Annotated in this window: 24 protein-coding genes and 1 tRNA gene; 19 read left to right on the top strand and 6 right to left on the bottom strand. The window is 58.5% G+C overall.

What is annotated here, in order from left to right; genetic code table 11:
- Positions 1–60: 60 nt before the first annotated feature.
- From LC298_RS12000 to LC298_RS11945, 12 genes are all read left to right on the top strand, one after another.
- The gene (locus tag LC298_RS12000; RefSeq protein ID WP_131567454.1) at positions 61–1,143 is read left to right on the top strand and encodes an extracellular solute-binding protein; all 1,083 of its coding nucleotides are present in this window, start codon (positions 61–63) and stop codon (positions 1,141–1,143) included.
- Between the two features lie 98 nt (positions 1,144–1,241).
- Positions 1,242–2,315 (top strand): ABC transporter ATP-binding protein, encoded by a 1,074-nt coding sequence (locus LC298_RS11995; protein ID WP_131567452.1) that lies wholly within the window; start codon positions 1,242–1,244, stop codon positions 2,313–2,315.
- 9 nt (positions 2,316–2,324) lie between these two features.
- Positions 2,325–3,194 (top strand): ABC transporter permease, encoded by an 870-nt coding sequence (locus tag LC298_RS11990; protein WP_131567451.1) that lies wholly within the window; start codon positions 2,325–2,327, stop codon positions 3,192–3,194.
- 3 nt (positions 3,195–3,197) lie between these two features.
- On the top strand, positions 3,198–4,061 hold the full coding sequence (locus LC298_RS11985) for an ABC transporter permease (protein ID WP_131567449.1): 864 nt from the start codon (positions 3,198–3,200) through the stop codon (positions 4,059–4,061).
- Between the two features lie 258 nt (positions 4,062–4,319).
- Positions 4,320–5,354: an ABC transporter substrate-binding protein gene (locus tag LC298_RS11980; RefSeq protein WP_131567447.1), complete on the top strand. Its 1,035-nt coding sequence runs from the start codon at positions 4,320–4,322 to the stop codon at positions 5,352–5,354.
- A gap of 4 nt (positions 5,355–5,358) precedes the next feature.
- Entirely contained in the window at positions 5,359–6,174 is an 816-nt protein-coding gene (locus tag LC298_RS11975) for an ABC transporter ATP-binding protein (RefSeq protein ID WP_131567445.1), read from the top strand.
- Positions 6,174–6,989 (top strand): ABC transporter permease, encoded by an 816-nt coding sequence (locus LC298_RS11970; protein WP_131567444.1) that lies wholly within the window; start codon positions 6,174–6,176, stop codon positions 6,987–6,989. Before LC298_RS11975 ends, LC298_RS11970 begins: the two co-directional genes overlap by 1 nt.
- Positions 6,990–7,029: 40 nt before the next feature.
- Positions 7,030–8,391 (top strand): FAD-dependent oxidoreductase, encoded by a 1,362-nt coding sequence (locus tag LC298_RS11965; protein WP_131567442.1) that lies wholly within the window; start codon positions 7,030–7,032, stop codon positions 8,389–8,391.
- Positions 8,388–9,551: a CaiB/BaiF CoA transferase family protein gene (locus LC298_RS11960; RefSeq protein ID WP_131567440.1), complete on the top strand. Its 1,164-nt coding sequence runs from the start codon at positions 8,388–8,390 to the stop codon at positions 9,549–9,551. The genes LC298_RS11965 and LC298_RS11960 overlap by 4 nt, the downstream gene beginning before the upstream one ends.
- The gene (locus LC298_RS11955) at positions 9,548–10,321 is read left to right on the top strand and encodes an enoyl-CoA hydratase-related protein (RefSeq protein WP_131567439.1); all 774 of its coding nucleotides are present in this window, start codon (positions 9,548–9,550) and stop codon (positions 10,319–10,321) included. Before LC298_RS11960 ends, LC298_RS11955 begins: the two co-directional genes overlap by 4 nt.
- Positions 10,322–10,363: 42 nt before the next feature.
- Positions 10,364–11,302 (top strand): LysR family transcriptional regulator, encoded by a 939-nt coding sequence (locus LC298_RS11950; protein WP_131567437.1) that lies wholly within the window; start codon positions 10,364–10,366, stop codon positions 11,300–11,302.
- Positions 11,299–12,708: an amidohydrolase family protein gene (locus LC298_RS11945; protein ID WP_131567435.1), complete on the top strand. Its 1,410-nt coding sequence runs from the start codon at positions 11,299–11,301 to the stop codon at positions 12,706–12,708. Before LC298_RS11950 ends, LC298_RS11945 begins: the two co-directional genes overlap by 4 nt.
- Here LC298_RS11945 and LC298_RS11940 read toward each other — a convergent pair.
- From LC298_RS11940 to LC298_RS11920, 5 genes are all read right to left on the bottom strand, one after another.
- Entirely contained in the window at positions 12,699–14,132 is a 1,434-nt protein-coding gene (locus LC298_RS11940) for an aldehyde dehydrogenase family protein (protein WP_131567433.1), read from the bottom strand. The genes LC298_RS11945 and LC298_RS11940 overlap by 10 nt on opposite strands.
- 23 nt (positions 14,133–14,155) lie before the next feature.
- A complete protein-coding gene (locus tag LC298_RS11935; RefSeq protein ID WP_131567431.1) occupies positions 14,156–15,034 on the bottom strand; it encodes a dihydrodipicolinate synthase family protein in 879 nt (292 codons plus the stop codon).
- A gap of 16 nt (positions 15,035–15,050) precedes the next feature.
- Positions 15,051–15,395, bottom strand: coding sequence for a ferredoxin (gene fdxA / locus LC298_RS11930; RefSeq protein ID WP_131567429.1), 345 nt, complete (start codon positions 15,393–15,395; stop codon positions 15,051–15,053).
- A 394-nt stretch (positions 15,396–15,789) separates the two neighbouring features.
- Entirely contained in the window at positions 15,790–16,818 is a 1,029-nt protein-coding gene (locus LC298_RS11925; protein WP_131567427.1) for a polysaccharide deacetylase family protein, read from the bottom strand.
- A 17-nt stretch (positions 16,819–16,835) separates the two neighbouring features.
- Positions 16,836–17,780 carry a hypothetical protein gene (locus LC298_RS11920; RefSeq protein ID WP_131567425.1) on the bottom strand — a complete coding sequence of 315 codons (945 nt, stop codon included), beginning with the start codon at positions 17,778–17,780 and terminating at the stop codon, positions 16,836–16,838.
- Between the two features lie 196 nt (positions 17,781–17,976).
- Between LC298_RS11920 and LC298_RS11915 the strand changes: the two genes are divergently transcribed.
- From LC298_RS11915 to LC298_RS11895, 5 genes are all read left to right on the top strand, one after another.
- The gene (locus tag LC298_RS11915) at positions 17,977–18,213 is read left to right on the top strand and encodes an acyl carrier protein (RefSeq protein WP_131567423.1); all 237 of its coding nucleotides are present in this window, start codon (positions 17,977–17,979) and stop codon (positions 18,211–18,213) included.
- The gene (locus LC298_RS11910; protein ID WP_131567422.1) at positions 18,203–18,958 is read left to right on the top strand and encodes an SDR family NAD(P)-dependent oxidoreductase; all 756 of its coding nucleotides are present in this window, start codon (positions 18,203–18,205) and stop codon (positions 18,956–18,958) included. The genes LC298_RS11915 and LC298_RS11910 overlap by 11 nt, the downstream gene beginning before the upstream one ends.
- Before the next feature lie 72 nt (positions 18,959–19,030).
- Entirely contained in the window at positions 19,031–20,488 is a 1,458-nt protein-coding gene (locus LC298_RS11905; RefSeq protein WP_131567420.1) for an AMP-binding protein, read from the top strand.
- Positions 20,454–21,551, top strand: a complete 1,098-nt coding sequence (locus LC298_RS11900) for a LuxE/PaaK family acyltransferase (RefSeq protein ID WP_199223232.1) — start codon at positions 20,454–20,456, stop codon at positions 21,549–21,551. Before LC298_RS11905 ends, LC298_RS11900 begins: the two co-directional genes overlap by 35 nt.
- Positions 21,552–21,565: 14 nt before the next feature.
- Positions 21,566–22,816, top strand: coding sequence for an acyl-CoA reductase (locus LC298_RS11895; RefSeq protein ID WP_158284729.1), 1,251 nt, complete (start codon positions 21,566–21,568; stop codon positions 22,814–22,816).
- Between the two features lie 414 nt (positions 22,817–23,230).
- Here LC298_RS11895 and LC298_RS11890 read toward each other — a convergent pair.
- Positions 23,231–23,307 (bottom strand) — tRNA-Met (locus LC298_RS11890).
- 153 nt (positions 23,308–23,460) lie between these two features.
- Between LC298_RS11890 and LC298_RS11885 the strand changes: the two genes are divergently transcribed.
- Positions 23,461–24,417: a Gfo/Idh/MocA family protein gene (locus LC298_RS11885; protein WP_131567416.1), complete on the top strand. Its 957-nt coding sequence runs from the start codon at positions 23,461–23,463 to the stop codon at positions 24,415–24,417.
- A 159-nt stretch (positions 24,418–24,576) separates the two neighbouring features.
- A complete protein-coding gene (locus LC298_RS11880; RefSeq protein ID WP_131567414.1) occupies positions 24,577–25,722 on the top strand; it encodes a DegT/DnrJ/EryC1/StrS family aminotransferase in 1,146 nt (381 codons plus the stop codon).
- Positions 25,723–25,730 lie beyond the last annotated feature (8 nt).

Genomic DNA, 25,730 nt, shown 5'->3' with positions numbered 1-25,730 from the left:
CGGACGGGTTTCGTCGATGCCGAAATGTGGACGACTTTCCGGCAATCAGGGAGAGAGAAGATGAGAAAACTGGGAAGAACGCTGATCGCAACCACTGCGATGGCGATGGTATTTGGAGGAGCGACCGCTCAGGCGGAGACAACGCTTCGCATCCTTACCTGGGGCAGCTACGCGCCGGACAAGGTGATCGAGATGTTCGAGGAAAAATACCCGGACATCAAGGTCGAGGTGACCTTCTCCAACAACGAGGAAATGATCGCCAAACTGCGCGCCACCGGTGGTGCCGGATACGATCTCGCGCAGCCAAGCCATGACCGCATCTATGCGGCACAGCTTGAATACGACATCTACAAACCACTGGACCTCTCGCAGATCGACACGTCGAACATGGACCCGAACCTGCTCGCCGGTGTGAAAGCGAACACGACGATCGACGGGGAGGTCTATGCCGTTCCGCACCAGTGGGGCACATCCGGCCTGATGGCCGACATCACGAAGGCGCCCGACTTTAACAGCTGGGACGATCTTTGCGACCCGCAATACAAGGGACGCACGTCCATGCGTCTGAAGCGGACCATTCTTCTCGGCACGGCTTTCGCGATGGGCAAGGATCCGTTCGCGGCTTATGCCGATCTTGACGAGTACCAGAACATACTTGATGAGGTGACCGAAAAGCTCATTGCCTGCAAGGACAACATAAAGACCTACTGGCAGGGTGGCGACGACCTCTCCAGCCTGATGCTTTCGGGCGAAGTCATCGCGTCCGAGACGTGGGACTCTACCGCTTACAAGCTCTATGGCGAGAATCAGAACATCGTGTTCATTCCGCCGGAAACCGGTGCGCTGGCCTGGATCGACACATTCACGATCCCGCGCAAGGGCGAGGCGGACGATGCAGCCTACAAGTGGATCAACTTCGTTCTGCAGCCGGAAATCGTGACGATGATGTCGGCATCAACCGGGGCGATCGCAGCCGTGAACGGCGGCATCGATCTCCTTCCCGAAGACAAGAAGGCGGCCGTGCAGGCGGCGTTCGATGACGAGGACATTGCCAACCTGAAATTCTTCGCGAACATTCCCGCCGGCGTCGAGGACATGGAGGGCAAGGCGCTTGAGCGGATCAAGGCGGCCACGGGCGGCTGATCCAAGTTGCGATGACGCATTCAGCTGGGGGAGCTCAGGCTCCCCCAATTCCGCATACGACGCGCAGGTGCCCGATTGGGCGATGACACGGGCATTTCATGGACGATTTACAATGCGACGGTCTGACCAAACGGTTCGGAAATTTCACAGCGGTCAACGACGTTTCGTTCGCCGTTCCGAGCGGATCCTTCTTTTCTATCCTCGGGCCTTCAGGTTGCGGGAAGACGACCCTGATGCGGATGATCGCCGGATTCGAGAATCCGAGTAAGGGCGATATCAAGATCAAGGGCAACTCCGTCCTCGCTACGCCTCCGAACAAGCGCAACGTGAAGATGGTGTTCCAGCATCTGGCCCTGTTCCCGATGATGAATGTCGGCGAGAATATCGCCTATGGTCTGCGGTGCCGGGGGGAGCCGAAGGCGGATATCGCCCACAAGGTCGCCGCCGTTCTGGAACGCATCGGATTGCCAGGGGTGGAGGAAAAGGAAGTTGCGCAGCTTTCGGGAGGGCAAAAGCAGCGGATCGCGATCGCCCGGTGCATGGTCCTGGAGCCCGATGTCCTGCTGCTGGACGAGCCGCTGGGCGCGCTGGACCTCAAATTACGGGAGCGCATGAAGATCGAACTGAAGCTGCTGCAGCACCAGTTCGACACGACATTCCTTTACATTACGCACGACCAGTCGGAAGCGCTCGTAATGTCCGACAACGTTGCGGTCATGAACGCCGGGCGCTTCGAACAGATTGGCACGCCGCAGGAACTCTATCACTCTCCGGCATCGGGTTTTGTCGCTGGCTTTGTAGGCGATACCAATCGCTGGAAGGGCAGGGTCGTCTCCATCGCTGACGGCGCCGCAAAGGTGCAGACCGCAGCTGGCGAGATCGTAGCAGCCGCGAGCGGGGAGGATGTCGCAGAAGGTGTCGAAGTGGATGTTTTCGTGCGGCCGGAGGCAATCGAACTGGGGGTACCCGAGAACGGAAACAGCCTGCGCGGAAAGGTGGACAGCCTGTTGTTCAACGGTGCGAACAGCCGAATTCTTGTGCGGATCGCGGACGGCGAACTCATTGAGGTGAACTATCCGGTCATGGACGGCGGCGGCGGCTTGTCAGCCGGCGACGACGTGGAAATCGGCTGGGCACGGGAGCGTGGCCGTTGCTTCGCAGCGGCAAGGTAGGCCGTCCGCATGTTTCGTTCCGACGCCAGCAAACTGTCCCTGATCCTTCTCATGACTCCCTTCGTTTTATGGATCGGGTTGTTGATCGTTCTCCCGCAACTGGGGATCGGCTACATCTCGCTGCGCGAGAAGGTGGGACCGCGCGAATACGAACTCGGGCTTGCGAACTATATCGATTTCATCAACGAGCCGATCTACTGGAACACGCTCCTTCGCACCGCGTGGATGTCAATTCTGGTCACTGCGCTGGCGTTATTGGTCGGGTTTCCTGTCGCTTATTACATCGCGAAGATCGCCCAGCAGCGGTCACGCGCAGCGCTGTTCCTGCTGTGCCTGATACCGCTTTGGGTTTCTGATCTCGTGCGAGCTTTCGGATGGATCGTGTTGTTGCGGGAGACGGGGGTCGTTTCTGGCATGTTGCAGACGGCCGGACTTATCTCCGGGCCGGTGGAACTGCTTTACAATGACGTCACCGTGGTGATCGGCCTTGTTTACACCGTCGTGCTGTTCATGATCGTACCGCTATTTTCGACACTTGACGGCATGGACAATTCGCTGCTCGAGGCAGGCTACAATCTCGGCGGAAGCCGTGTCACCGTCTTTCGCCGGATTGTGGTTCCGTATGCTATGCCGGGGATCGTGGCCGGTTGCATCATTACCTTCATGCTTACGGCGGGAAGCTACCTGACGCCGATCCTGCTCGGCGGCAAGAATTCCAGCTGGTTCACCGAGCAAATCTATGACCAGTTCATCACGCGCTATAATTGGGAATCGGGCGCCACATTCGGCGTTCTGCTGCTCGGTTTCACGTCTTTCGTCGTCTGGCTTGGCCTTCGGCTGACCGGTCAGAGTCTCGCCAACACGGTCGCCAAGGAGTAGACAATGAACGTCGCTGCTCCCCAGTCTCCCTTTCTGCGGTGGGTTTATGGCGGCTACATGTTCGCCTTTTTCATCTATCTGGCGGCACCACTGACGGCCGCCGGGGTCTTCGCATTCAACGATTCGCTGTTTCCCTCGCTTCCCTGGAACGGATTTACGCTCGACTGGTTCTTCAACGACACCGAGCCGAAGCTCGGGATGTTCTACGACCGCCGCCTGCTGCGCGGTCTGGAAGTCTCTCTTTATGTCGGCCTGATCGTCTCGGCTCTGTCGGTCGCGGCAGGGACGTGCAACGCATTTTTGTTCGAGCGAAAGGAATTCCCGTTCAAGGCCGCTTTGCACGTGCTCATGATCGTTCCTCTGGTCATCCCGGGCGTGATCCTCGGAATCTCGATTCTCGTATTCGCTTCGATCGTCGCCAACGGGGTCGAAGAAACCATGAGTTGGGACTGGGACATGTTGCGTCCGGGCCTTTTTCTCGTGATCCTCGGCCAGTTTTCGTTTCTGACGACGATTACTTCGCTGGTCATTGCGGCGCGGCTGCGCAAGTTCGATATCGCCCTTGAGGAGGCGGCGCTCAACCTCGGCGCGACGCGCGTGCGTGTCCTTGCAACGGTGACGCTGCCATATCTCGCGCCGGCGATGTTCTCGGCATTCGTCGTCGCGTTTCTCGTATCGTTCGAAAACTTCAACACGACGCTGATGCTGGTTGGGTCAGACGCTCCGCTCACCATCACCATGTACGACCGGATGGTGAAGGTAGGCTCGACCCCGGTCTTGAACGCGGTGTCGGTTTTTCTGATGCTCGGCTCAGGGTTGCTTGCGCTTCTCAGCGTCGTTGTGCAGCGGGAACGCAAGCAACCCTAAGGGCGGCCTGAAAGCTGTTTTGCGCGCAACCGCGGACGGGAAAACAAGCTGCGGATGTCTGTTTGCTTGAGGGTTCGCGCAATTCTTATGGCCGGCGTCTCAGGTGCGCCGAGACAGTCAGGCTCAGTGTTGCCTAAATGGCAATGGGCTATGCGAATCATTCTGCTTTATTAGAACACATCGAGACGACATCCTGTTTCGAGCGGAGGGCATGCCGGACACAACCGGCTATGTTCGAGTCAAAAGGGGAGAGGTCAGATGCCGCTAATTTCCAAAAACAGACGCCAGTTTCTGAAGGGTGCCGCCGCCATCGGCGCGGCGGCGGCTACACAGAGCCTGATCAGCGTAACGCGTGCCAGCGCCCAGTCGCCGGAGAAAGTCGGCATGCAACTCGGCTGGCTCGCCTCAAACGGCATTCTGGGCGAAGTCGTCGCGCAGAGGAAGGGCTTTTACGCTGAGGAGGGTGTCGCCTTGGAGATCACTCCCGGCGGACCGAACGTCGATGGCGTGGGCGGAGTCGCGGCCGGACGCAGCACGCTTGGGCAGACATCCTCAAGTCCATCGGTAATGCTCGCACGCTCGGCCGGAATACCAATCAAAGCGTTCGCGGCGGGCTATCAAAAGCACCCGTTCACCTATTTCTCGCTCGCAAAATCTGCGATCCGCGAGCCGAAGGACATGATCGGCAAGACGATTGCGACACAGCCGACCGCCTTTATCTTGCTCCGCGCCCTTCTCGCCAAGAATGGCATCGCCGAAGATCAGGTGACGATCGTCAATATGGGTTCGGACATGAACCAGTTGATCACCGGTCAGGCGGACGCGGTGACCGGTTGGCTGACGAATACCAACGCCTTGAAGGTTCTCGGAGAAGATCGCGTCGACCTGATGTTGTGGGACACGGGCATCCAGCTTTACGCAAACGTCTACTTTGCGACCGACAAGACGCTGTCCGAAACCCCTGAAACGCTGCAGAAGTTCCTGCGTGGTTCGGCACGTGGCTGGGGGTATGCGAAGGAAAACCCGGAAGAGGCTGTCGACCTGCTTGTTGAGACCTATCCCAATCTCGACAAGGCCAGTGAGTTGGAGGCCGTCGGCGGTGTGCTGGACTTTTCGTTCGGGGAGTCGACGAAGGAGAACGGATGGGCGACGATGAACCGGGAGAATTGGGAGGCCCAGCTAAAGGCCTATGCCGATCTTGACCAGTTCAAAGGAGACGTGCCCACGGTCGATGATGTCGTGACGTTCGACATTCTCGACGCCACCGCCGATATTCGCAAGCAGGTGGGATGAGCCAATGGTGGTCTCCGCGCTCCGAAAGAGTCCCGTCGTGATCGGAAACTCGGCGGCGACGGCAGCACCCGCCGTCTCCGTACGCAACATCGACGTCACTTTCGGCGCGGGAGACGCGGCGGTTACGGCGCTGGCCGGCGTAAGCGTTGATATTCCAGAGGGCTCTCTCGTCACCATGCTCGGCCCCTCCGGCTGCGGAAAATCCACATTGCTGCGCGCGATCGCCGATTTGGTGCCGACCAGCGCCGGAGAGATCACCGTTCTCGGCCGGTCGCCGCAGCAGGCGCGCCAGGACCGGAATTTCTCGTTCGTGTTTCAGGACTCGACGCTTCTTCCCTGGCGCAGCGCGATCGACAATGTGCGCCTGCCGCTGGAAGTCGGCGGTACCCATGCCGCGCATGGCGAACCGGCGAACCTCCTCGAGCTGGTGGGACTGAAGGGACGTGAAAACGCACTGCCTAGCGAGTTGTCCGGCGGCATGCGTCAACGTGTTTCCATCGCCCGCGCGCTTGTCACGAAGCCCAAGATTCTTCTGATGGACGAGCCCTTCGGAGCGTTGGACGAGATCACGCGCGACAAGCTGAACGAAGAACTTCTGCGTATCTGGCAAGAAACAGGTACGACAGTGGTGTTCGTTACCCACTCCATTCCGGAGGCGGCATTCTTGGGCGAGCACGTTCTCGTGCTCGCCTCGCATCCGGGCCGGGTCAAGGAGTTCATGCCGATCAATCTGCCCCATCCGCGTCAACTGAAGGTGCGCGACACGATCGAATTCGTGCGCATCACCGCACATCTCAGACAGTTGCTGGAGGAATGCTGATGGCCAACGTGACGCATCAATCAGCGATCATTCCAGACCGGTCGCTGTTCAACATCCTCGACAAGGTTGCCGACAAGCTCCCGGCTGTGCTCGCGGTGATCGGCCTGATCGGCCTCTGGCAACTGGTGGTTTGGGGTTTCTCGGTGCCCACCTACATGGCGCCCGGGCCCGCCGACGTTCTAAATGCGTTCCGCGAAAACTCAACGGTTCTGTGGAACAACTTCTGGCCGACACTGTTCGAAGCGGCGCTTGGCTTCGTTTTCGGCAACCTTGTTGCGATCCTGCTGGCCATCCTTTTCGTGCACAGCCGCACCGCAGAGCGCGCGTTCTACCCGATCGCCGTTTTTGTCAATACGATACCCATCATCGCAGTTGCGCCGATCCTGGTGCTGATCCTCGGCAATGGATACGCGCCAAAGATCGTCATCGCCGCCCTGATCTGCTTCTTCCCGACGCTTGTGAACATGGTCCGCGGCCTAAAGGCAGTGCAACCAGCGACGCTTGAACTGATGCGTGTGCTTTCAGCATCGGGTTCCGAGGTTTTCTGGAAGGTTCGTATCCAGAGCTCGCTGCCATTTCTGTTCGCCGCATTGAAGATCGCCAGCACCACGTGCGTCATCGGTGCGATTGTAGCTGAATGGATTGGTTCCAACTACGGGCTTGGCGCTCTGATTATTGAAGCGACCTACAATTTCCGGTCGCCGCTTCTCTACGCAACGGTGTTTACCGCCGCCCTGCTCGCGGTCAGCCTCTTCACCATCGTGAGCGTTGTCGAAAAGCGGGTGATCCACTGGAAGGCGCAGGGCGTTCACTGACCGTCCAAGCGGCAAAGAACAACAGAACTGGAGAATTCCAATGGTTACATCGACCATAGCCGAAGCCGCACGCGAAGTTCCGATCGCCGACAGGTCCGATGTGGTGGTCGTTGGCGGAGGACCCGCAGGCATCTCCGCGGCGGTGTCGGCTGCGCGCAACGGAGCCAGCGTGACCCTCCTTGAACGCTATGCCTATCTCGGCGGACTTGCGTCCGGCGGCATGGTGCTCGTTCTGGATGACATGCACAATGACACCGAGATCACCGTCCAGGGCATCTGCATGGAAATGATCGAGCGCATGCGCTCCTGGGGGTTGTGCGTGACCCCGCCCGATGCGGAGCGCATGCCCGGCGTGCGTGAGACGGACGCCATGTGGCGCAAATGGTCGCGCTGGGGGTTGTTCGACTTTCACACCCAGTCAATGCCGCATCCAGTGTGCTTCTCTGCAGCATTCGATCCGGACGGCTACAAACGCGCTTCATACGTGATGACCGGCGAAGCGGGCGTCAAGCTGCGGCTGCACAGCTGGTTCTCCTCGGCGATCGTCGAAGATGGGCGCATCAAGGGCGTGATCTGCGAAACCAAGGAGGGCCGACAGGCCATTCTCGGGGATGTCGTGATCGACACGACCGGCGATCTCGATGTGGCCGCCGGAGCGGGAGCGAAGTTTCAGGAAAGCTCGTTCATCCTGACGACCGTCTCGCGCTGGGGCGGGATCGACACCGACCGCGCCGAAGCGTTCCAGTTCGAACAGCCGGAGACTTTCGCCAAGCTCGACCATGAAGCCAAGCGCATCATCGGTGGCTGCTGGAACTACTGGTGGTTGAAGACGCCGCTTCCCGGAATCATCTGGCTCAACTGCCCGCATATGCCGAAGCTGAGCGGACTTCACGTCGACGGACTAACGGCCGCCGAACTCGAGGGCCGGCGCCGAATGGAAGAACTGATGAAGTTTTCCCGGGAAAACTTCCCGGGGTTCGAGAACGCCTATGTCGTCGATTTCGCGCCACAGACCGGTGTGCGCCAGACACGCATGCTTGAAGGCGAATACGTTGTCACCAAGGAAGACGTGATGTCGCGCCGGCACTTCTCCGACACCGTCTGCCGGGGCCGGGACTATTACACGCCGTACCGGGCCATGCTTCCGGTGCAGGTTGACCAGCTTCTCGTTGCCGGCCGGCATTATTCGGCTACGCCCCAGGCGCAGAAAGCGAGCAGGGAAATCCCGCCCTGCATGGCGATGGGTGAAGCAGCCGGTGTTGCGGCAACCGTGGCGCTGAATTCAGGTGTCACCGTTCGCGAAGCCGATGTCGCCAAAATCCAGGCGCAGATGCGGGCCCAGGGGGCGGATCCGGGCGACGTACCCTCGAAAAACGCCGCGGTGCTGGAGGCTGCCGAATGACCATACTTCCTCTCGACGGAATCCGGGTTATAGACTTCACGCAAGTTATGCTTGGGCCCTGCTGCACCCAAATGCTCGCCGACTACGGTGCTGAGGTCATCAAAATCGAAAAAGAAAAGATCGGTGATCTGTCCCGGTGGTCTCTCGGCTCCGATCCCGACGGCCTGAACAATCCGGTCTTTTCGTCCCTCAATCGCAACAAAAAGAGCGTTGCGCTCAATCTGAAGTCGGACGAGGCGCGTGCGCAAGTGCTCGAACTGATCGATTCAGCTGACGTCGTGGTCAACAACTTCCGGCCGGGAGTCATGGAGCGGATGGGCTTTGGCTACGAGGATCTGAAGGCCCGCAACCCGCGCATCATATACGGCGTAGGCACCGGCTTCGGTCTCGACGGCCCGAACCGGCACAAGGGCGGGCAGGATATCCTTGCGCAGGCGATGACCGGCGTCATGGCCCGCAGGGCCGATCCCGATCTGCCGATATCCATCTACCCGACGGCGCTGTGCGACTATTCCGCCGGCATGCATCTCGTTCAGGGAATACTTCTTGCTCTCATGCAACGCGAAAAAACGGGCGAGGGGCAGATGGTCTCGGTCAGTCTCTATGACTCGATGATTGCCATGCAGATGCAGGAAGCGGCGGCGCACATGATGCGCGGCAAGGACCTCAACTGGGCGGCCTTTCCGCTGACCGGCGTGTTCAAGACGACCGACACCCCCATTGTGATGGTGGGCGCCTTCAAGGAAAACCCGTTGCGCGATATCTGCGAGGCGCTCGGGATAGAGGATCTCTCGAAGGAAGACCGGTTTGCCGACTTCGATAGCCAGTTGGAGCACCGTTCCGAACTGCAGGAGCTTTTCCGCAGCCATTTCGCCATCAAGGACAGCGCTTACTGGCTCTCCCGGCTGGAAGCGGTGGATATCCTATGCGCGCCGGTTCGCACACTGGCCGAAGCGCTCGAGGACGAGCAGACGATCGTAAATCGCATGGTGATCGAAGCCGGCAGAACGGAAAACGGCCCGGTGCGTGTTGTTGGCAGTCCGATTTCCATGTCTGGCGCGCCGCTCGGTGTGCGCCAACCGCCGCCGCGGCTCGGCGAGCACAACGATGAGGTGCTGAAGCCCCACGCGGAACTTCAACGAAAGGTCGGCGCAGCGTGAGTGTCACATACGAGGTGAAGGACCGGGTTGCCCGCATCGCGTTCCAGAGACCCGAGCGCCTAAACGCGATAGACGCGGCAAGCGAACGCGAACTGGAGCGCATCTGGAGCGACCTTGAAAGTCGCGACGATGTTAGTTGCGCGGTCCTGACGGGCGCCGGCGAAAAAGCGTTCTCGGTAGGTGCGGATATGAAGGACGTCGAGAAGTCCGGCCTGGAATACTGGGCGGAATCCCGACCCAACGGGTTCGGGAGCATCTCGTTCCGGCGGTCGCTCGACATTCCCCTCGTTGCAAGGGTCAACGGCTACGCACTCGGGGGCGGTTTCGAGATGGTACTTGGCTGCGATATCGTGATCGCAGCGGAGCACGCCAAGTTCGGGCTCCCGGAGGGGCGTGTCGGGAGGATGCCGCTCGATGGCGGCATGATCATGCTTCAGCGCAAGGTGCCGCACAACCTCGCCATGGGTGTGATGCTGTCCGGTCGCCGCTTTTCCGCAATCGAGATGAAGAGCTTCGGTATCGTGAACGACGTCGTCCCCTTGGAGGAACTGGATCGAACCGTTGACGGCTGGGTCGACGATATCGTTGCCTGTGCGCCGTTGTCGCTGCGGGCGATCAAGCAGACGGTCAACCGGACAGCCCACCTCTCTCCGGCCGAGGCGCAGGCGTTGAAGCTCCCCGCGGTTGTGCGGGCGCTGAAAAGCGAAGATGGTGAAGAGGGGGTGCGCGCCTTCAATGAAAAGCGTGCGCCGCAGTGGCGTGGTGTCTGATTTCCGGAACGCGCTATCCAAGCCGAGGGAGATCAAGAGCGCATGCATGCCGTCGTTCTGCGCTATTTTGCCGCCGTGGCGCGAGCCGGATCGATCCGCGCCGCTTCGGAGGAACTGCACGTCGCAGGCTCAGCCGTCTCCAGGCAGATCCAGAAGCTGGAAGATGAACTAGGAGTTCAATTGTTCGAGCGCCTCCCAAACGGATTGCGCTTGACCCAGGCAGGCATCGTTACGCTCCGACATGCCAAGTCGACCTTGCAGGAATTCGAGCTACTCAAGAGCGAGTTGGGGAGCCTAAGGGGCGAAAAGACTGGTGTGGTGCGCATCGCGCCGCTCGACAGCCTTCTTGTGCGGTTTCTGCCTGAACAAATCCTGGCGTTTCACCAGGCCAACCCAAGCGTCGATTTTCGCGTTCAAAGCGGCCCTCATAGCCGCATTGCCACGCAAGTCGCGGAAGGCGAGGCCGATATCGGTATCACCTTTAATCTTGCCCGGCCTGAAGACACGGAATTCATTTCCGACGTCGCCATGCCACTCATGGCGATGGTTTCGAAGGATCATGCGCTTGCGCGGCTGAATACAGTGACACTCACGCAGTGCGCGCAGTTCAACCTTCTGCTGCAGATGGATACCGAGCCGATTCGCTCGCTCATCGAAGTGGAACTCTCGGTGCTTGAACGCACCGGGCGAACGCTCGTGGCGTCAAACAATTTGATGATGCTTAAGCCGATGGTCGAGGCTGGAGCAGGCGTCGCCTTCTACACGCCGATCGGTCTGGCCGACGGCCTGGAGAAGGGGTCGATCGTCGGAGTGCCGCTGGAGGGGTCGCGGCTCGGCGGCCTGCGTCTGGGATTGCTGATACCACGCCGCCGTCAACTGACACATGCCGCCTCGGCGATGATTGATCAGTTGAGCGGCGCGCTGGCGGTACTCGGCAAAGAATGGCAGGAACGCATCGCCCGGCAAGCACGCAGCCAATGACGGTTCGCCTGGAGGTCGATCGGTGGTTCCCCCAGCCGGGCAGACGGAGCGGGGCACGGGACCTTTCGCTGGAAATAGACGGGAGCGAGGTCGCAGCTACGTCCGGCAGCGGCGGGACCGGCCTTCTCGCCATGCTGGCGCCGGTGAACGCACATGATCATGGATACGGAGTTCGCACGCTCGACTTCGGATGCGTGGACGACGCGCTCGAGCCGTGGATCGCTAGTCTCCGGCTGCGACCGGCGACCGATCCCTATATGGAGGCACTGGTCGCGTTTGGCCGGATGCTTCAGTCGGGGTGTTGTGCGACCATGCACTGCCATAATTCTCTCCATGCGGAGCGTCTTTTCGAGGAAGCGAAAGCGGTGGTCCGGGCCGCTCGGGAAAGCGGCATTCGCCTGGCGCTTTCCTGTCCACTTCTCGACAGCTCTCCATGGATCTACGGGGATGTGGAGGAGTTGAGAGGTCTGGCTAGCGCCGCTGAGTGGAAGCGTATTTCTGGGCTGTTGCCGGACTATCGTCCGGTAGGCGATCAGATCGCGGCCGTGGAGGAAGTCGCCCGCAAACATCACGGTACTGGCGTCGATGTTCAGTTCGGTCCGATCGGCCCGCAATGGGCCAGCAACGCGATGCTGGAGCAGATCGCGGACGCCTCGCATGCGAGCGGCCGCCGCATTCACATGCATCTGCTGGAAAGCCCGCGCCAGCGACACTGGCTCGACCGGCGGTTTCCGGATGGCGTGGTGCGCCATCTTGACAGCATCGGCTTTCTGTCGCCGCGACTGGCTGTCGCGCATGGCGTGCAGTTGCGGCCCGACGAATGCGACCTGCTGGCGGAACGCGGGGTGACTGTCGTCACCAATCCGTCGGCCAATTTGCGTCTGCGCTCCGGAATCGCGCCGCTGGAGGCACTGCGGCGAAGCGGCGTGAACGTGGCCGTCGGGCTGGACGGGACCGGTTTCGACGACGACCAGGATATCTGGCGTGAAGCGCGCCTCGCCTCGCTGCTTCACGGAGGCAAGGAGATCGATCCCGCCGTTACGCCCGCCGAACTATTTGACGCCATGACCACGAATGGCGCGGCGGTTGTCAATCACCCGACGGGCGGCGACGTGGTGACCGTCGATTACGCCGAGATGACCCGGGACGCACTGTTCGATGACGTCGATGAGTTAACGATGATCCTGACCCGCATGACAAAAAGCTTCGTCCGCGACCTCGTGATCGCCGGCAAGCATGTCGTCAGCAACGGCCGCATCGCATCGTTCGATTTTGATGCGGCCCGCGGCGAACTGTTGGCGCAGGCGAAGTCGGCACTGCCTGAACTGGAAAAGCAGCGAGGCAACGCCGATCTGCTGGCCGGCCTCATTCGCCGGTACTACCGCGAACGCTTCCCTCAGGGCTGAATGTAGGCCGTCTTCACTGTTGTGTAGAATTCCCTGGCATAGCGGCCTTGCTCGCGCGGCCCGTAGCTCGAACCCTTGCGCCCGCCGAAGGGAACGTGGAAATCGACGCCGGCGGTCGGCAGATTGACCATGACCATTCCTGCCTCGCTGTTTCGCTTAAAATGCGATGCGTGTTTCAGGCTTTGCGTGCAGATGCCTGCGGACAGGCCGAATGGCGTGTCATTGGCGACCGCAAGCGCTTCTTCGTAATCACCGACCCGGATGACGGAGGCGACGGGCCCGAAAATTTCCTCGCGCGAAATCCTCATTTCGTTCGTCGCCTCGGTAAAGAGCGCCGGCTGAAGAAAGAAGCCCGGGGTCTCCCGGTTCAACCTCTCTCCGCCGAAGGCGAGATGGGCCCCCTCGTCGCGGCCGATAGCGATGTATTTTTCGTCCTGCTCGAACTGGTTCTGGTCGACCACCGGGCCGATATGCGTACCCTCCTTCAGCGCATTGTCGACGACGAGCGCCTTCATCCGCGTGGTCACGCTCTTCACGAAGTGGTCGTGAATGCCGTCGGTCACGATCAGCCGTGACGATGCAGTGCAGCGCTGGCCTGTGGAGAAAAAGGCGCCGTTGACGGCACATTCGACCGCCGTGTCGAGATCGGCGTCGTCAAGCACGACCAGCGGGTTCTTGCCGCCCATTTCAAGCTGAACCTTGCGCATTTGTTCTGCGCAGGGTGCCGCGACACGCTTGCCGGTTGCAACCGAGCCGGTGAAGGTAATCGCGTCGATTCCGGAATGATCCAGCATTGCCTGACCGACCACGGATCCTTTGCCCATGACGAGGTTGAGCACACCTCCAGGCAGGCCCGCGCGCTTCAGGATATCGACGATCGCCCAAGCGCAACCGGGCGTCAGATCAGCCGGCTTGAAGACGACCGTATTGCCGTAGCAGAGCGCCGGCGCGATCTTCCAGGCGGGAATGGCGATCGGAAAATTCCACGGCGTGATGATGCCTACAACGCCGACCGGTTCGCGGGTAATGTCCACCTCGATGCCCGGACGAATCGACGGAACGGTCTCTCCAGCGAGACGCAACGCCTCGCCGGCGAAGAAGTCGAATACCTGGCCAGCGCGGACTGTTTCGCCGATGCCTTCGGCAAGTGTCTTTCCCTCTTCGCGGGCAAGCAGGCGGCCAAGTTCCTCCTTGCGGGTAAGGATCTCATCGGAGGCCTTGCGCAGGACAGCATGACGCTCCATCGGGCCGGAATGCGCCCATTTTACAAATGCCTGTCTCGCGGCGGTAACGGCATTTGCGACATCATTGGCGTCGCCCCGGGCGAACTCGCCCACGATGTCGTTGGTATCGGAGGGATTGAAGTTCGGAACCGCCTCGGTACCAGTCCAGTCGCCGTTGATGAAGTTCTGGTGCAGTGTCATTCGGTCTTGTCCTCGTTATGCGTTCAGGCTGCTGCGAGATCGACGTCGGTCAGCGCCGATTTCTGGCTTGCGGTCAGTTCGAGATGTGGCGGCAGAATGCGCTCGAATTCCGGGTCGGCGTGGATTTGTCCGGTCAGGTACTTCACGGCGGGGATCAGGGGCTGTGAGGAGATCCTTGCCCGCACATCCTTAACTCTGCGAAGAAGGTCGGCGTTGCTCTGCTCCTTCCAAAGCGCGGCCGATATGCGTGGCGCAACGTTGACTGTGGCCGAGATGCAGCCCCGATAGCCGTCGCGATCTGCATTTGCGAGTGCGGCCTCGTTGCTCGGAAATACACCGAATCCGTCGATCGCCGCGAGTCGTGCCGCATAATCCAGATCACCGGAGCTGTCCTTGGCGCCGACGATGCGATCAGGAAATGCGTTCGCGAGCCTTTCAGCAAGTTCCGGCGTGAAGCTCATACCAGTCATCTGAGGGAAATTGTAAAGATAAACGGGAATGGTCCCATCACCGGTGCCGTCGACGACCTTGCCGAACCACGCGAACAGGCCGTCGTCGGAGACGCCCTTGTAGTAATACGGCGGCAAGACGAGCGCGGCGGCGAAGCCGAATTCGGCGGCCTTGCGCGTTAATCCGATCGTCGTCTCCAGATCCGGCGTCCCGGTTCCCACCATCAGGCGCGCAGGGTCCAGCTTCGACGCTGCGACCGACATGACGGCCTCGCGCTGCGCGGGTGAGAGTGAGTTTGCCTCGCCGGTGGTCCCCAGCACGTTCAACCCGTCGCAGCCATTGGCAAGCGCCCACTCCGCGTGCCGCAAGAAACGTTCCGTGTCCGGCTGGCCGTCGCAGCCCACGGGGGTCGGGACGGCGGCGATGACGCCCTCAAGGCGTGATCTCATCATGTTCCTCCGATGATTGTCAGCCGACATCAGCAGTTGCAGGCTGTCTGGGATGGGCCGCGACCCGTGGATGATCGGTCGAGGTTGTGTGCGCCGCATCCCATCCGCCGGGCATTCCCCATCCGGTCACCTCTTCGAAAAACTCACGGTTGATCTTCTCGAAGGGTCGCATTTCGTCGGTGAGTTCCATGTCGTACACGATCGCATCAACCGGGCAGATGGACAGGCACAGCCCGCAATTGATGCATTCGTCCGGCTGGATATAGAACATCCGTCCCCCCTCATAAATGCAGTCGACCGGACAGGCGAGAGTGCAATCGCCATCCTTCACGTCGATGCAGGGTTCGGTGATTATGTAGGCCATGGCTTCAGTATCGTGTCAGTTGGCGGGAAGTATCTCAATCCAAGGCGTTCGAATGAAGCGCCAAATTTCGCTTGGGTCGTTGCCGAACCGGCAATTCACTTGGCCCGGCTCATCGCCATTCTCGACATCCAAATGGAAGATGGCAGGGCGACCGACGATGAACTCAAGGGCGAGTGGCACGGTGCAGAAGTCGAAGACTGGATGCCTATCCCGCCTGGGCGAACGCCTGAACGGTCAACTGCTAATCATGGGGAGCTCCACGACCAATTTCCCAAGACCGGTACCGAAGGTTCTGCGCGGGGCGGGTAAGCCAAATGAGCTCCAAAACGTCTTGGGAGCCGATCCAAACAGAGTGATCCTGATTTCTACGCTTTTCACGAAAGCCCAAGGAACGTCACATAAATCTAAAAGGAATTCCGCTAAGCAGCGCTCTCACATAGCGCTTCTTCTGGTAGAGACCGTTTAGTGAAACGCGCGGCAACAACATCCAATTGTCATCACATGAACCATGAATAACACCCGGCCGCGTCGTCACGCCCGCCGAGAGTCCGGCGTGGTGCGCCGCTGATGCCTCGCGTTCGCCACATGCCCGCTTCCAGCCATAAGGATATGCGATCGATTTTGGCTCCTTGCCAGTCCAGTCTTTGAGGGCGGCGATGGGCTCGACGATTTCTCGCTGCAACCGCTGATCATTGACCCGAGCTAGGTTGCAGTGAGAGATCGTATGGACACCAAATCCGGCTAAGGGATCCGACCCCAATCCTCGTAGCGATTCTGCGTCCAATATTTCATCCTCGACAATTTGAATCGGATCAACTCCCGAAGAATTGGCAACGGCATTCAGTCTGCTAACGGCGAAATCTTCGTCAACTGTTTCGATAAATCGCGCCAGTCGGATAAATGCCCGATGCTTTTGTGCATTGCTTCGGCAATCGACTGTTTCGATGCCCTGGCCAAAGTCAAACCTGAAATCATCGCGGCTTCGGGTCAACGCTTCTGCAGTTTCCCACCACATCGTGTGGGTACGCTCCACCAGCCCTTTGGTGATGAACAGTGTGAAGGGAACGGCGTGCTTTCTGAAAACCGGAGCGGCATGCCTTGCGTTGTCCCGGCAACCATCGTCAAGCGTGAAGGCAACAAACTTTTCGTTTTCTCGCGCATTCGAAACTGCGTTCTGAAGGTCTTCGAGAGCGACTGGAATGTAACCCTGATCCAATGTTTCCCGAATCGCGGAATCAAGAAAATCCGGCGTTACCGAAAGTAGCCGATTTGGTTCGAATGCTCTAGTTGACGCCGGACGAACGTGATGCAGAGTGAAAACAATTCCGCGACCAGCGGCGCCGGGGAGAAATTCTCCAGCTCTGGTCTGTGCAATTGCTTCCAGGCCTGCCGAGATTACGGTCTGTTTGACCAAAGGATGCATACCGCTCCTGCCTGGGTTCACGCGAAATCGAAGTCGATTAGTTGAAAGCGATCCAGATCCAGTTTTCCTCGCTCCGGGACAAAATCGCGCATCTGCAAAAGCATTGGGGAAGGACGATAACGTTCTGGCAAACGGATTCCTGGAGGCGTCGGGATAGCCCGGTTAAAACCCGCATAGATGAAAATCGGTCGTTTCCAGAACGCGCACGCTGCGCGTGTCACGGCACTCATATCTTTTTTCTCAAATGTGCTGCCGGGGGCGCAGAGATATGCAGCCGCAAGAGTGTACGGTATGCCACGGGAAATGCGCGGAGATGATATCAGTAATAGGCTATCAGTGGCATGTATCGCGTATTTGTATTTATACCCGCACAGCCGATCGTAAAGAGATTCGCCATCCCACCTCAGGCCTGTTTCTGAATGCTCGGTAGCAAACCTGTTGAATATTGATATGAAATGTTCCGCTTGGTGTTTATGGAATGCCTCGTGGATATGTACGCTTTTGGAACGAAAAGGGAGCGCGAATCCCAACTTGATATCCAGCGACAGAAAAGCTTTGAGCTTAAAGAATCGTTCATTGATAGGCATCGCCTGAACGTTGGGCATGCCGAATGCAAACCTGATGCCGCGCTTGGCGAACTGACGACCGACCTCGTCAAAAAGCATGCGCATCCGTTCGAGATTTCGCCATTCTTTCAGAAGGAACAGATCAACGAGCTGAGCTGCCTTTTCCGGGGTTCCATTCACCCAGACCGTTTGGTGCACCATAGCGAGTTGGCCGATTTTGCACCCGGACGCCTTTTCCGTCAGTTGCACAACGGTTGTCCCGCCTGGAAAGCATTCCTCATAAAGCCATTTCATGTGCTCGGGATCAAAAACGACGCCCGGAGAATCGAATGCTTTTGTCGCTAGGCGCGCCGTTTCTTCGTAGTCGGGCGTTTCGTCAATGGAAACGATAACCAAGAAACAGTACTCCCACCCCCGGACGCAATTGCTGGCATTGTAGAAGGATTTGTCTTTCAACTTGCTTAAGCCGCGTGAGCAGATCGATGGCTGTCGGGCGTATTGTTTTGAGTACAAAGCCTCTTCGCAAATCGACACCGCTTAATGAAATTGAAACGGCTTTCCCGTATCTCGGGGGATCGCCTCCGGAGTGATCATGTCGACTTCAACCACCAAGCTCGCAGACATTATTCGGGAAGCGCTCGAGCTTCCCGACACCTATCCAGCAGATAAATTGATGTATTCGGAAACGCCTGGTTGGGATTCGCTTGCCCACATGCGCATCGTTGCCGCGGTCGAAGAGCACTTCAATATCATGATGGAGCTGGATGACATCACTGACTTCTCGGATTATGACAAGGGCCGCGCTATCTTGATAAGACATGGCGTATGAAATTGATCTGTCGGGCCGTGTTGCCCTAGTCACCGGCGCGACGAGAGGGATAGGGGCGTCAACCGCCCTATTGTTGGCGAAGGCCGGAGCTGAAGTGTCAGTCGTCGGTCGTGACCGGCCCGTTCTGCAGGCGGCCGCTGACAAGATAGAAAACATAACTGGCAAGTTGCCGCACGTCATCGAGGCGGATTTAAGCGATCCACTGGCGCCGGATGCCATTTTCCGCGCGGTGGTTGCGCAGCATAAGCGTCTCGACATCCTTGTAAACAATGCCGGTATCTTGGCTGATGGCGTGATCGGGACATTCACGCTCGAAAAAATCGAGACAACGCTCCGCATCAATACAGTCTCTGCAATGCAATTGATGCAACTTGGCGCCCGTCTCATGATGCGCAAAGGCGGCGGAAGCATGATCAACACAACGTCGATCATGGCAACAAACGGAGCCGAGGGGCAATTTGCATATGCGTCGGCCAAAGCCGCGTTGATCGGGGCAACCAAGTCTGCGGCCCGTGAGTTGGGTCCCAACGGGATTCGCGTCAATTGCATCGCGCCCGGCTTGATCGATACTGACATGATTGCCGGTCTTGACGATCATGTGCGGGAAAAGCGGCGGCAGCAAATCGCCCTCAAACGGGAAGGCACACCCGAGGAAGTTGCAAAACTGACACTGTTTCTTGCGAGCGACATGAGCTCATACATCAACGGGCAGGTCGTTGCCGTCGATGGGATGATGGCTCTCTAAGCCCTCACGGGCCACAGCTGAGCATGTCAACCAAACCCCGAAAAAAAGCACGACAGTTTGGAGGGCAACCGCATGAAGGATCAGTGGCAATACAGCGAAGGTAGCGGCCTGGCGCTCGTAGATGGAGCAAGCGGCCAATCCATCAGGTTCAATGAGTTGACACAAGCGGCCGAAGACACTGCCACGCAGCTAGAGCATTGGAGAAAGCGGACGCTTCACTTTGTCCTTACACGCAACCGTGTGCCTCACGCATTGATAATTATTGCGGCATTCCGGTCTGGCGTTCCGATTGCGCTGGTCGATCCAGAAGCAGACCGGGCGGTTCTCCATAGTCTGATTGATCGATACCGACCTGAAAGCGTGGTCGGTTGTGCTGAGGATATCGCAAAATTCGAGTTTGAGAATCTTCGCGTCCATTCGGTCTCCGGGATCATGGCTCAAGCCATCCGCAACGGCGATGATACCGGAGCAACATCCATACACCCGGACCTTGCCTGTCTGCTGTCCACGTCCGGATCAACCGGTACACCGAAATTTGTTAGGCTGACACGTCGTAACCTGGTGACAAATGCGACGGATATTGGCAGGGTCCTGGGTCTTGATGAGAAGGTTTGTTCCTTCGCCCATCTCAAATTGCACTATTCATTCGGTTTGTCTGTCCTCAACAGTCAATTAATAGCTGGAGGCACGTGTGTTCTCTCCGATGCAGCGGTGGTCGAACCCGCTTTTTGGGAGCAGATGCGGCGCCACAAAGCGACTTTGTTGCCCTGTGTGCCCTTCCATTGCGAATATCTTTCCAAACTCGGCCTGAGGCGGTTGAACCTACCGACGCTCAATACGGTTATTCAGGCTGGCGGTGCGTGTCGACGCGATGCATTGCGAGGGATTCATTCGGATCTGACAGAGCGCAATGGCGGCGTTTTCGTCATGTACGGGCAGACGGAAGCGAGCCCCCGTATGACGACCTTGGACAGCCCCGATTTTTTCGATCACTCTGACAGCGTTGGCAAGCCGATGCCGAGTGGAGAAATTACGATCCTCGATCCAGACGGCTATCCCTGCAAAGCCGGGAGCACGGGTGAGGTCGTATATCAGGGCCCGAATGTAGCGCTTGGCTACGCGACCAATCGCGCTGATCTGGCGAAAGGAGACGAGTTCAACGGCATTTTGAAAACCGGCGACCTTGGTTTCCTGTCGCCGGAGGGCTTTTTGACGCTCAGGGGACGGATTGCTAGGTTCGCGAAAGTCCAAGGGGTTCGGGTTTCTCTCGATGACGTTGAGGCGCTGGCCTCGAAGGAAATCGGACAGCCTTGCTACGCGATCTCGGCCGGTGAGCAAATCCATCTCTATGTGGAGGATGTTCGACCGGTTCAGGACGTCGCGCGATTCAAGAGCCAGCTTAAAGAGTTGAGCCTGAAATTACGTTTACCTCTTGGCACTATCATTGTGAAGAATATCGAGACGGTGCCGCGTAAAGCGAATGGGAAGCCTGACTGTGCAAAACTCGCCAGCCTTAACGCAATTCAATGACTTGATGCTGGCCTCACAATGGTCCGTGCCACAGCAGGATAAGGAAACTCTCCTGCTGTCAGGGCTCAATGACCTTTCAAAACATCATAGCGCAAACTGTAAAGAGTACGGTCGCATCACGAACGCTTTGTGGGATCGCTTCAGCGCAGCGCGGGTTGAAGACGTCCCCTTTGTGCCGGTCTCGCTGTTCAAGTCACACCGCCTGAGCTCGGTGCCGCATGAGGCGGTCCGCATGACCATGACATCTAGCGGAACGACGGGTTCATCGCTGAGTAAAATCGCCATCGATCATGAAACGACCAGCCGACAGGCCCGGTCACTTAATGCGTCGATCTCAGCGGTTGTCGGGGGAAAACGCCCACCAATGTTGGTTGTGGACAGTGAAACGGTTGTTCGGGACCCTAAGCTCTTGTCCGCGCGAGGTGCCGGCGTGTTGGGAATGATGCGTTTTGGACGCGATCACTGTTTTCTCCTGGATGGGGACATGAAATTTCGGAGGGAGGCGCTCAGGGATTGGGTCGCAAAACACCAGGGAACGCCGATCCTGATATTTGGCTTCACATTTCTAGTATGGCAGTTTCTTTATTCTTTCACCCAGGAAGATAAACTTGATCTTTCGAACGGGGTTCTGGTGCATTCTGGTGGTTGGAAAAAACTTCAATCCGAAGCTGTTAGCCCCGATGTATTTCGCGCATCATTTCATCAATCCTCCGGTTTGTCGCGGATCTATAATTTTTACGGAATGGTTGAGCAGATGGGCGCCATCTGCCTCGAAGCGAGCGACGGCTTCCTCTACCCGCCCAACATAGCTGATGTGATCATTCGCGATCCGGCGACATTTGCGCCTCTTGCGCCCGGGAAAGAAGGCCTGATCCAGATGGTAAGCCTTGTTCCGACATCATATCCGGGTCACAGCGTTCTCACCGAGGATTTGGGTGTCATCGAATACATTGATCGAGGTGTTGATGGTCGGCTGGGAAAAGCACTGCGGGTTATTGGCCGCTTGCCGAAGACAGAGTTGCGTGGCTGTAGCGATGTCGTCGCGGCCAGTTTAGCGGCTTGATGGGTCTCCAATACATGAAAGTGCTGCATAGTAATGCTGAGCGGTCGGAGGCCATCACGCTGTTTCCCGACAGGCAGATAACCGTCGATATATTGATTAAATCAATCGGCGACCAGTCTCCTCATCCTGTATTGTCCCCGCCTCGGTTCGAAGTATTAAATGCGCTGTCGAAAGCTATTTTGAAGGATGCAGCGCTCACCAAATTGGCGCCTTGGACAGCGCTCGCCTATTGGCTTCGAAGGAGTGCTGTGACGCGATTGGCATCCGATTTCGACAAACGGTTGCCTCAAGGCACGATTGCCGCGCCACGCGGCTGTGCCGTGCATCTGCCGCCGCAAAATGTGGATACCATCTTTATTTATTCGTGGGCGATTTCGTTTCTCATGGGAAACTTGAATATCGTCCGCCTCCCCGCGAGACTGGGGGCGCACACCAAGACGGCAATTGTTCACCTGCAGGCGGCGTTGGCCGACCGCGGCCTGGAGGAGTCCAATCTTTTTGTTCAGTACCCATCGGAAAGTGATGTGAACCGCGCGCTTTTTTCGATCGCCGACCTGCGCTTCATTTGGGGGGGTGATGCTAAAATCCGCGCCTTGTCGGTCGTGCCTGCCAAACCGAACTGTCTGACGCTTCCGTTTTCAGACAGGTTCTCATTCTCCATTCTCGACTGCCAGGCTTATGATCGGGCGAACGAAACGGAGCGCGACGCCTTGGCCGCATCGATGTTTTTCGATGTTTATCAATTTGACCAAATGGCGTGTTCGTCCACTCGTCTCATTTTTTGGCTGGGATCACAAAAGGAAGCTGCGAAGGAGAACACGAAGGATCTGTCACAGCGCCTGGTCGTGCAGGCGGCTAGCCGTGCCTACGCGATTGCGCCGCAAACCAGGATGGAGAAGTTTGCGGCCTCCAATCGGGCGGCAATCGATCTTGGTGTTGAAAGGGTGCACGATTCTAGCCCCCACGTGACGAGCGTGGAACTTTGCGACCTTCCCGACATACGTGAGATAAAACCCGGGGCCGGGTTTCTCTTTTTTAAGCACGTCAATAACGCAAGCGAGATAGCGGCATTCGTCCGGCGTAAGGACCAAACGGTTACCCATTTCGGGTTTGACGCTGACGCCCTGAAGCGGATTGCAAGTGAACTTTTGGTAAGTGGAGTCGACCGCCTCGTGCCGGTCGGATCTGCGTTGAATTTTGATGTTATCTGGGATGGTTTCGACTTGATGGCACAGTCTTCCCGGTTGGTTAAAGTCCAAGTGTGATCTTAACACAGCGGCAGCATTTGCCCGGCTTCCGGGATTAGGCGATCGTCGTGGACGTCTTCGGCCGTAGGATCGTCGTTTAGATCTGGGGACATAACAGCAACGGCCGATTCACTATCCATGAACATGGCGATGAGACAGCTCAAGGTCGCACGCGCTTCCGGTCAGAGATCGCAATACGCTTTAAGGTTTCAGGTCTCCGATGCAGGGAAGCGGGCGACCTGCGGTTGGAGAGCATCTTTGCGGGACCCGACCAGCAGTTGCCCGATCGCCGCAAGTTTCAGACTAAGGTGGAGGTCCGCGTGGCTGATTGTACTCCGCTCCATGCCGCCAGAATCAAGTTCACCCAACCCCAAGAGTTCCACGTGGCATGCTCGTACCGTTTGAGGTTTTAGCAACTGAAACTTCAAGATTTGGTAGCGGAGGAGGGACTTGAACCCCCGACACGCGGATTATGATTCCGCTGCTCTAACCGACTGAGCTACTCCGCCATGGGGACGATTGATCCGTCTCCGAAGACGCGCGGATATAAGGTGCGGCCCTTCCGCATGTCAAGCCGCGTGAGGCGTGTCGCGGACTTGTCTTGCGGGGTCGAAACCGCTTTAACCCGCTCGTGACAACACACCCCCCGCACGGATCCGCGAATGGCTGAAGCAAATCCTCCCAGACTGGCTGTGATCGGGTGCGGATACTGGGGCCGAAATCATGTCCGCACGCTCGGTGAACTCGGCCACCTTCATGCCGTTTCCGATCTCGATCTCGATCTCGCAGCTACCGTCGCGGAGCCATTCGGCGCCAAGGCGTGTCCAGTGGACGACGTATTCGCCGACGAAACAGTAGATGCGGTCGTGCTGGCGCTGCCCGCGCAGCTTCATTCCGAGTTTGCGTCGCGGGCTATTGCCGACGGCAAACACGTTTTCGTGGAGAAGCCGCTTGCCTTGTCCTCGGTGGATGGCGCGCGCGTCGCCGACGAGGCGGCGACCGCCGGGCGGGTGCTGATGACCGGCCATATCCTGCGCTATCACAACGCCTTCGTTGCACTGCAAAAGCTGGTCGAAGGGGGGGGGCTCGGCAATATCCGCTACCTGCAGAGCCATCGTCTCGGCTTCGGAAAATTTCACTCACGGTTCGACGCGCTCTGGGACCTTGCGCCTCACGACTTGTCGCTGATTTTGACGCTCACCGGTGCCGAGCCGGTCGACGTCAGGGGAGTGGGGGGCGCGGTTTCGATAGGAACGACCGATTTTGCGCATGTGCATATGGATTTTGCCCGGGGCATCGGCGCGCATGTCTATGTCTCCCGACACAGCCCTTACCGCGAGCGCCGTTTCATGGTCATCGGCAGCGAAGGCATGGCGGTCTGGGACGATCTCGAGGACTGGCCGAGAAAACTCGCCGTATACCGCCACCGGATCGGCGGAGGTGAAGACGCCATAGCGTTCTCGCTGAGCGAGCCGGAATTGGTGTCTGTCCAGCCCAATCTCGCCTTGACCGACGAACTCAAGCACTTCCTCAGGTGCATAGAAACCAAGAGCACACCTTTTACTGACGGTCGGCAGGGAGTGGCGGTTTTGCGCATTCTCGAAGCGGCAAGCGGCTGAGAAATCGGTTTGTCAGACGCGATCACCGCGCGTTACACTGCTGTGACGGGTTTGATGACGCGCAGCTTTACCTGGTGGGGGGATCAGGGTATCGGGCGTTTAGGGCGAGAGGACACTTGCGTCGCGGGATTGCGCCCGCACGCTCATTCCGGGGTAATCATGCAATTTATCGATCTCGGCGCCCAGCGCGCCCGCATTGAGGACAAAATCAGGTCCGCGATCGACAACGTCGTTTCGAGCGGCGCATTCATTCTTGGACCCCAAGTCGCCGCCTTCGAGCGGCAACTTGCCGACTATGTCGGGGTCGAGCACGTCATCGGCTGCGCAAGCGGCACCGATGCCCTTCTGATTCCCCTCATGGCCAAGGGCGTCGGCGCGGGCGATGCAGTATTCGTGCCGAGCTTCACTTTCGCGTCAACGGCCGAAGTGGTCGCACTTGCCGGTGCCGAGCCGGTATTCGTCGATATCGAGCAGGAAACCTACAACATGGACGTGGTCTCGCTTGAGGCCGCCATCCGGATGGTCGAGGATGAAGGGCGACTGCGCCCAAAGGCAATTATCCCGGTTGATCTGTTCGGGCTCGCGGCGAATTACGACACGATTTCCCGCATTGCCGCAAAGCACGAACTGTTCGTGATCTCCGACGCCGCACAATCGATCGGCGGCGCGGCGAATGGCGCGCGTTGCGGCAGTTTCGGCGATGTCGCTTCGACAAGCTTTTACCCGGCCAAACCGCTCGGTTGTTACGGCGATGGCGGTGCTGTGATGACCAATGATGGCGATCTCGCCGACATCATGCGGTCGGTCGCTTTCCACGGCAAGGGAGCGAGCCAGTACGACAACGTCCGCATCGGCCTGACGTCGCGGCTGGACACGATCCAAGCGGCAGTACTCATAGAAAAGCTTGCAATTCTGGAAGACGAGATGATCGCCCGCCAGCGGGTGGCGGCGCGGTATCACGAAGGTCTGGGGGATCTGGTCGTCGCGGCTTCTAACCCCGACGGAACGCGTTCGGCTTGGGCGCAATATGCGATCGAGCTACCGGAGCGCGATGACCTGCAGGCGCACCTCAAATCGCAGGGGATTCCTTCGGTCATCTACTACGTAAAGCCGCTGCACCAACAGAAGGCGTATGTCCGCTATCCGGTCGCTCCGGGAGGATTACCGGTGACCGATTCGAAACCCGGGCAGATCCTCTGTCTGCCGATGCATCCATATCTTACACCGGACGATCAGGATCGTGTAATCGGAGAGGTCCGCGATTTCGTGCTGGCGAGCCCGACCCGTCTGGCGGCGGCGGAGTAGCCCCGGCG

The sequence above is a fragment of the Oricola cellulosilytica genome (assembly GCF_019966575.1).
GTDB lineage: Bacteria > Pseudomonadota > Alphaproteobacteria > Rhizobiales > Rhizobiaceae > Oricola > Oricola cellulosilytica.
This window is presented reverse-complemented; position numbering and strand designations above follow the sequence as displayed.

What these genes read in the sequence shown, in the direction of transcription:
- LC298_RS11910 (WP_131567422.1), top strand. Translation starts at nt 18,203, where the DNA reads ATGGCGTATGAAATTGATCTGTCGGGCCGTGTTGCCCTAGTCACCGGC.
- LC298_RS11985 (WP_131567449.1), top strand. Translation starts at nt 3,198, where the DNA reads ATGAACGTCGCTGCTCCCCAGTCTCCCTTTCTGCGGTGGGTTTATGGC.
- LC298_RS11945 (WP_131567435.1), top strand. Translation starts at nt 11,299, where the DNA reads ATGACGGTTCGCCTGGAGGTCGATCGGTGGTTCCCCCAGCCGGGCAGA.
- LC298_RS11960 (WP_131567440.1), top strand. Translation starts at nt 8,388, where the DNA reads ATGACCATACTTCCTCTCGACGGAATCCGGGTTATAGACTTCACGCAA.
- LC298_RS11905 (WP_131567420.1), top strand. Translation starts at nt 19,031, where the DNA reads ATGAAGGATCAGTGGCAATACAGCGAAGGTAGCGGCCTGGCGCTCGTA.
- LC298_RS11935 (WP_131567431.1), bottom strand. Translation starts at nt 15,034, where the DNA reads ATGATGAGATCACGCCTTGAGGGCGTCATCGCCGCCGTCCCGACCCCC.
- LC298_RS11995 (WP_131567452.1), top strand. Translation starts at nt 1,242, where the DNA reads ATGGACGATTTACAATGCGACGGTCTGACCAAACGGTTCGGAAATTTC.
- LC298_RS11965 (WP_131567442.1), top strand. Translation starts at nt 7,030, where the DNA reads ATGGTTACATCGACCATAGCCGAAGCCGCACGCGAAGTTCCGATCGCC.
- LC298_RS11975 (WP_131567445.1), top strand. Translation starts at nt 5,359, where the DNA reads ATGGTGGTCTCCGCGCTCCGAAAGAGTCCCGTCGTGATCGGAAACTCG.
- LC298_RS11980 (WP_131567447.1), top strand. Translation starts at nt 4,320, where the DNA reads ATGCCGCTAATTTCCAAAAACAGACGCCAGTTTCTGAAGGGTGCCGCC.
- LC298_RS11915 (WP_131567423.1), top strand. Translation starts at nt 17,977, where the DNA reads ATGTCGACTTCAACCACCAAGCTCGCAGACATTATTCGGGAAGCGCTC.
- LC298_RS12000 (WP_131567454.1), top strand. Translation starts at nt 61, where the DNA reads ATGAGAAAACTGGGAAGAACGCTGATCGCAACCACTGCGATGGCGATG.
- LC298_RS11880 (WP_131567414.1), top strand. Translation starts at nt 24,577, where the DNA reads ATGCAATTTATCGATCTCGGCGCCCAGCGCGCCCGCATTGAGGACAAA.
- fdxA (WP_131567429.1), bottom strand. Translation starts at nt 15,395, where the DNA reads ATGGCCTACATAATCACCGAACCCTGCATCGACGTGAAGGATGGCGAT.
- LC298_RS11940 (WP_131567433.1), bottom strand. Translation starts at nt 14,132, where the DNA reads ATGACACTGCACCAGAACTTCATCAACGGCGACTGGACTGGTACCGAG.
- LC298_RS11990 (WP_131567451.1), top strand. Translation starts at nt 2,325, where the DNA reads ATGTTTCGTTCCGACGCCAGCAAACTGTCCCTGATCCTTCTCATGACT.
- LC298_RS11895 (WP_158284729.1), top strand. Translation starts at nt 21,566, where the DNA reads ATGAAAGTGCTGCATAGTAATGCTGAGCGGTCGGAGGCCATCACGCTG.
- LC298_RS11970 (WP_131567444.1), top strand. Translation starts at nt 6,174, where the DNA reads ATGGCCAACGTGACGCATCAATCAGCGATCATTCCAGACCGGTCGCTG.
- LC298_RS11885 (WP_131567416.1), top strand. Translation starts at nt 23,461, where the DNA reads ATGGCTGAAGCAAATCCTCCCAGACTGGCTGTGATCGGGTGCGGATAC.
- LC298_RS11925 (WP_131567427.1), bottom strand. Translation starts at nt 16,818, where the DNA reads ATGCATCCTTTGGTCAAACAGACCGTAATCTCGGCAGGCCTGGAAGCA.
- LC298_RS11950 (WP_131567437.1), top strand. Translation starts at nt 10,364, where the DNA reads ATGCATGCCGTCGTTCTGCGCTATTTTGCCGCCGTGGCGCGAGCCGGA.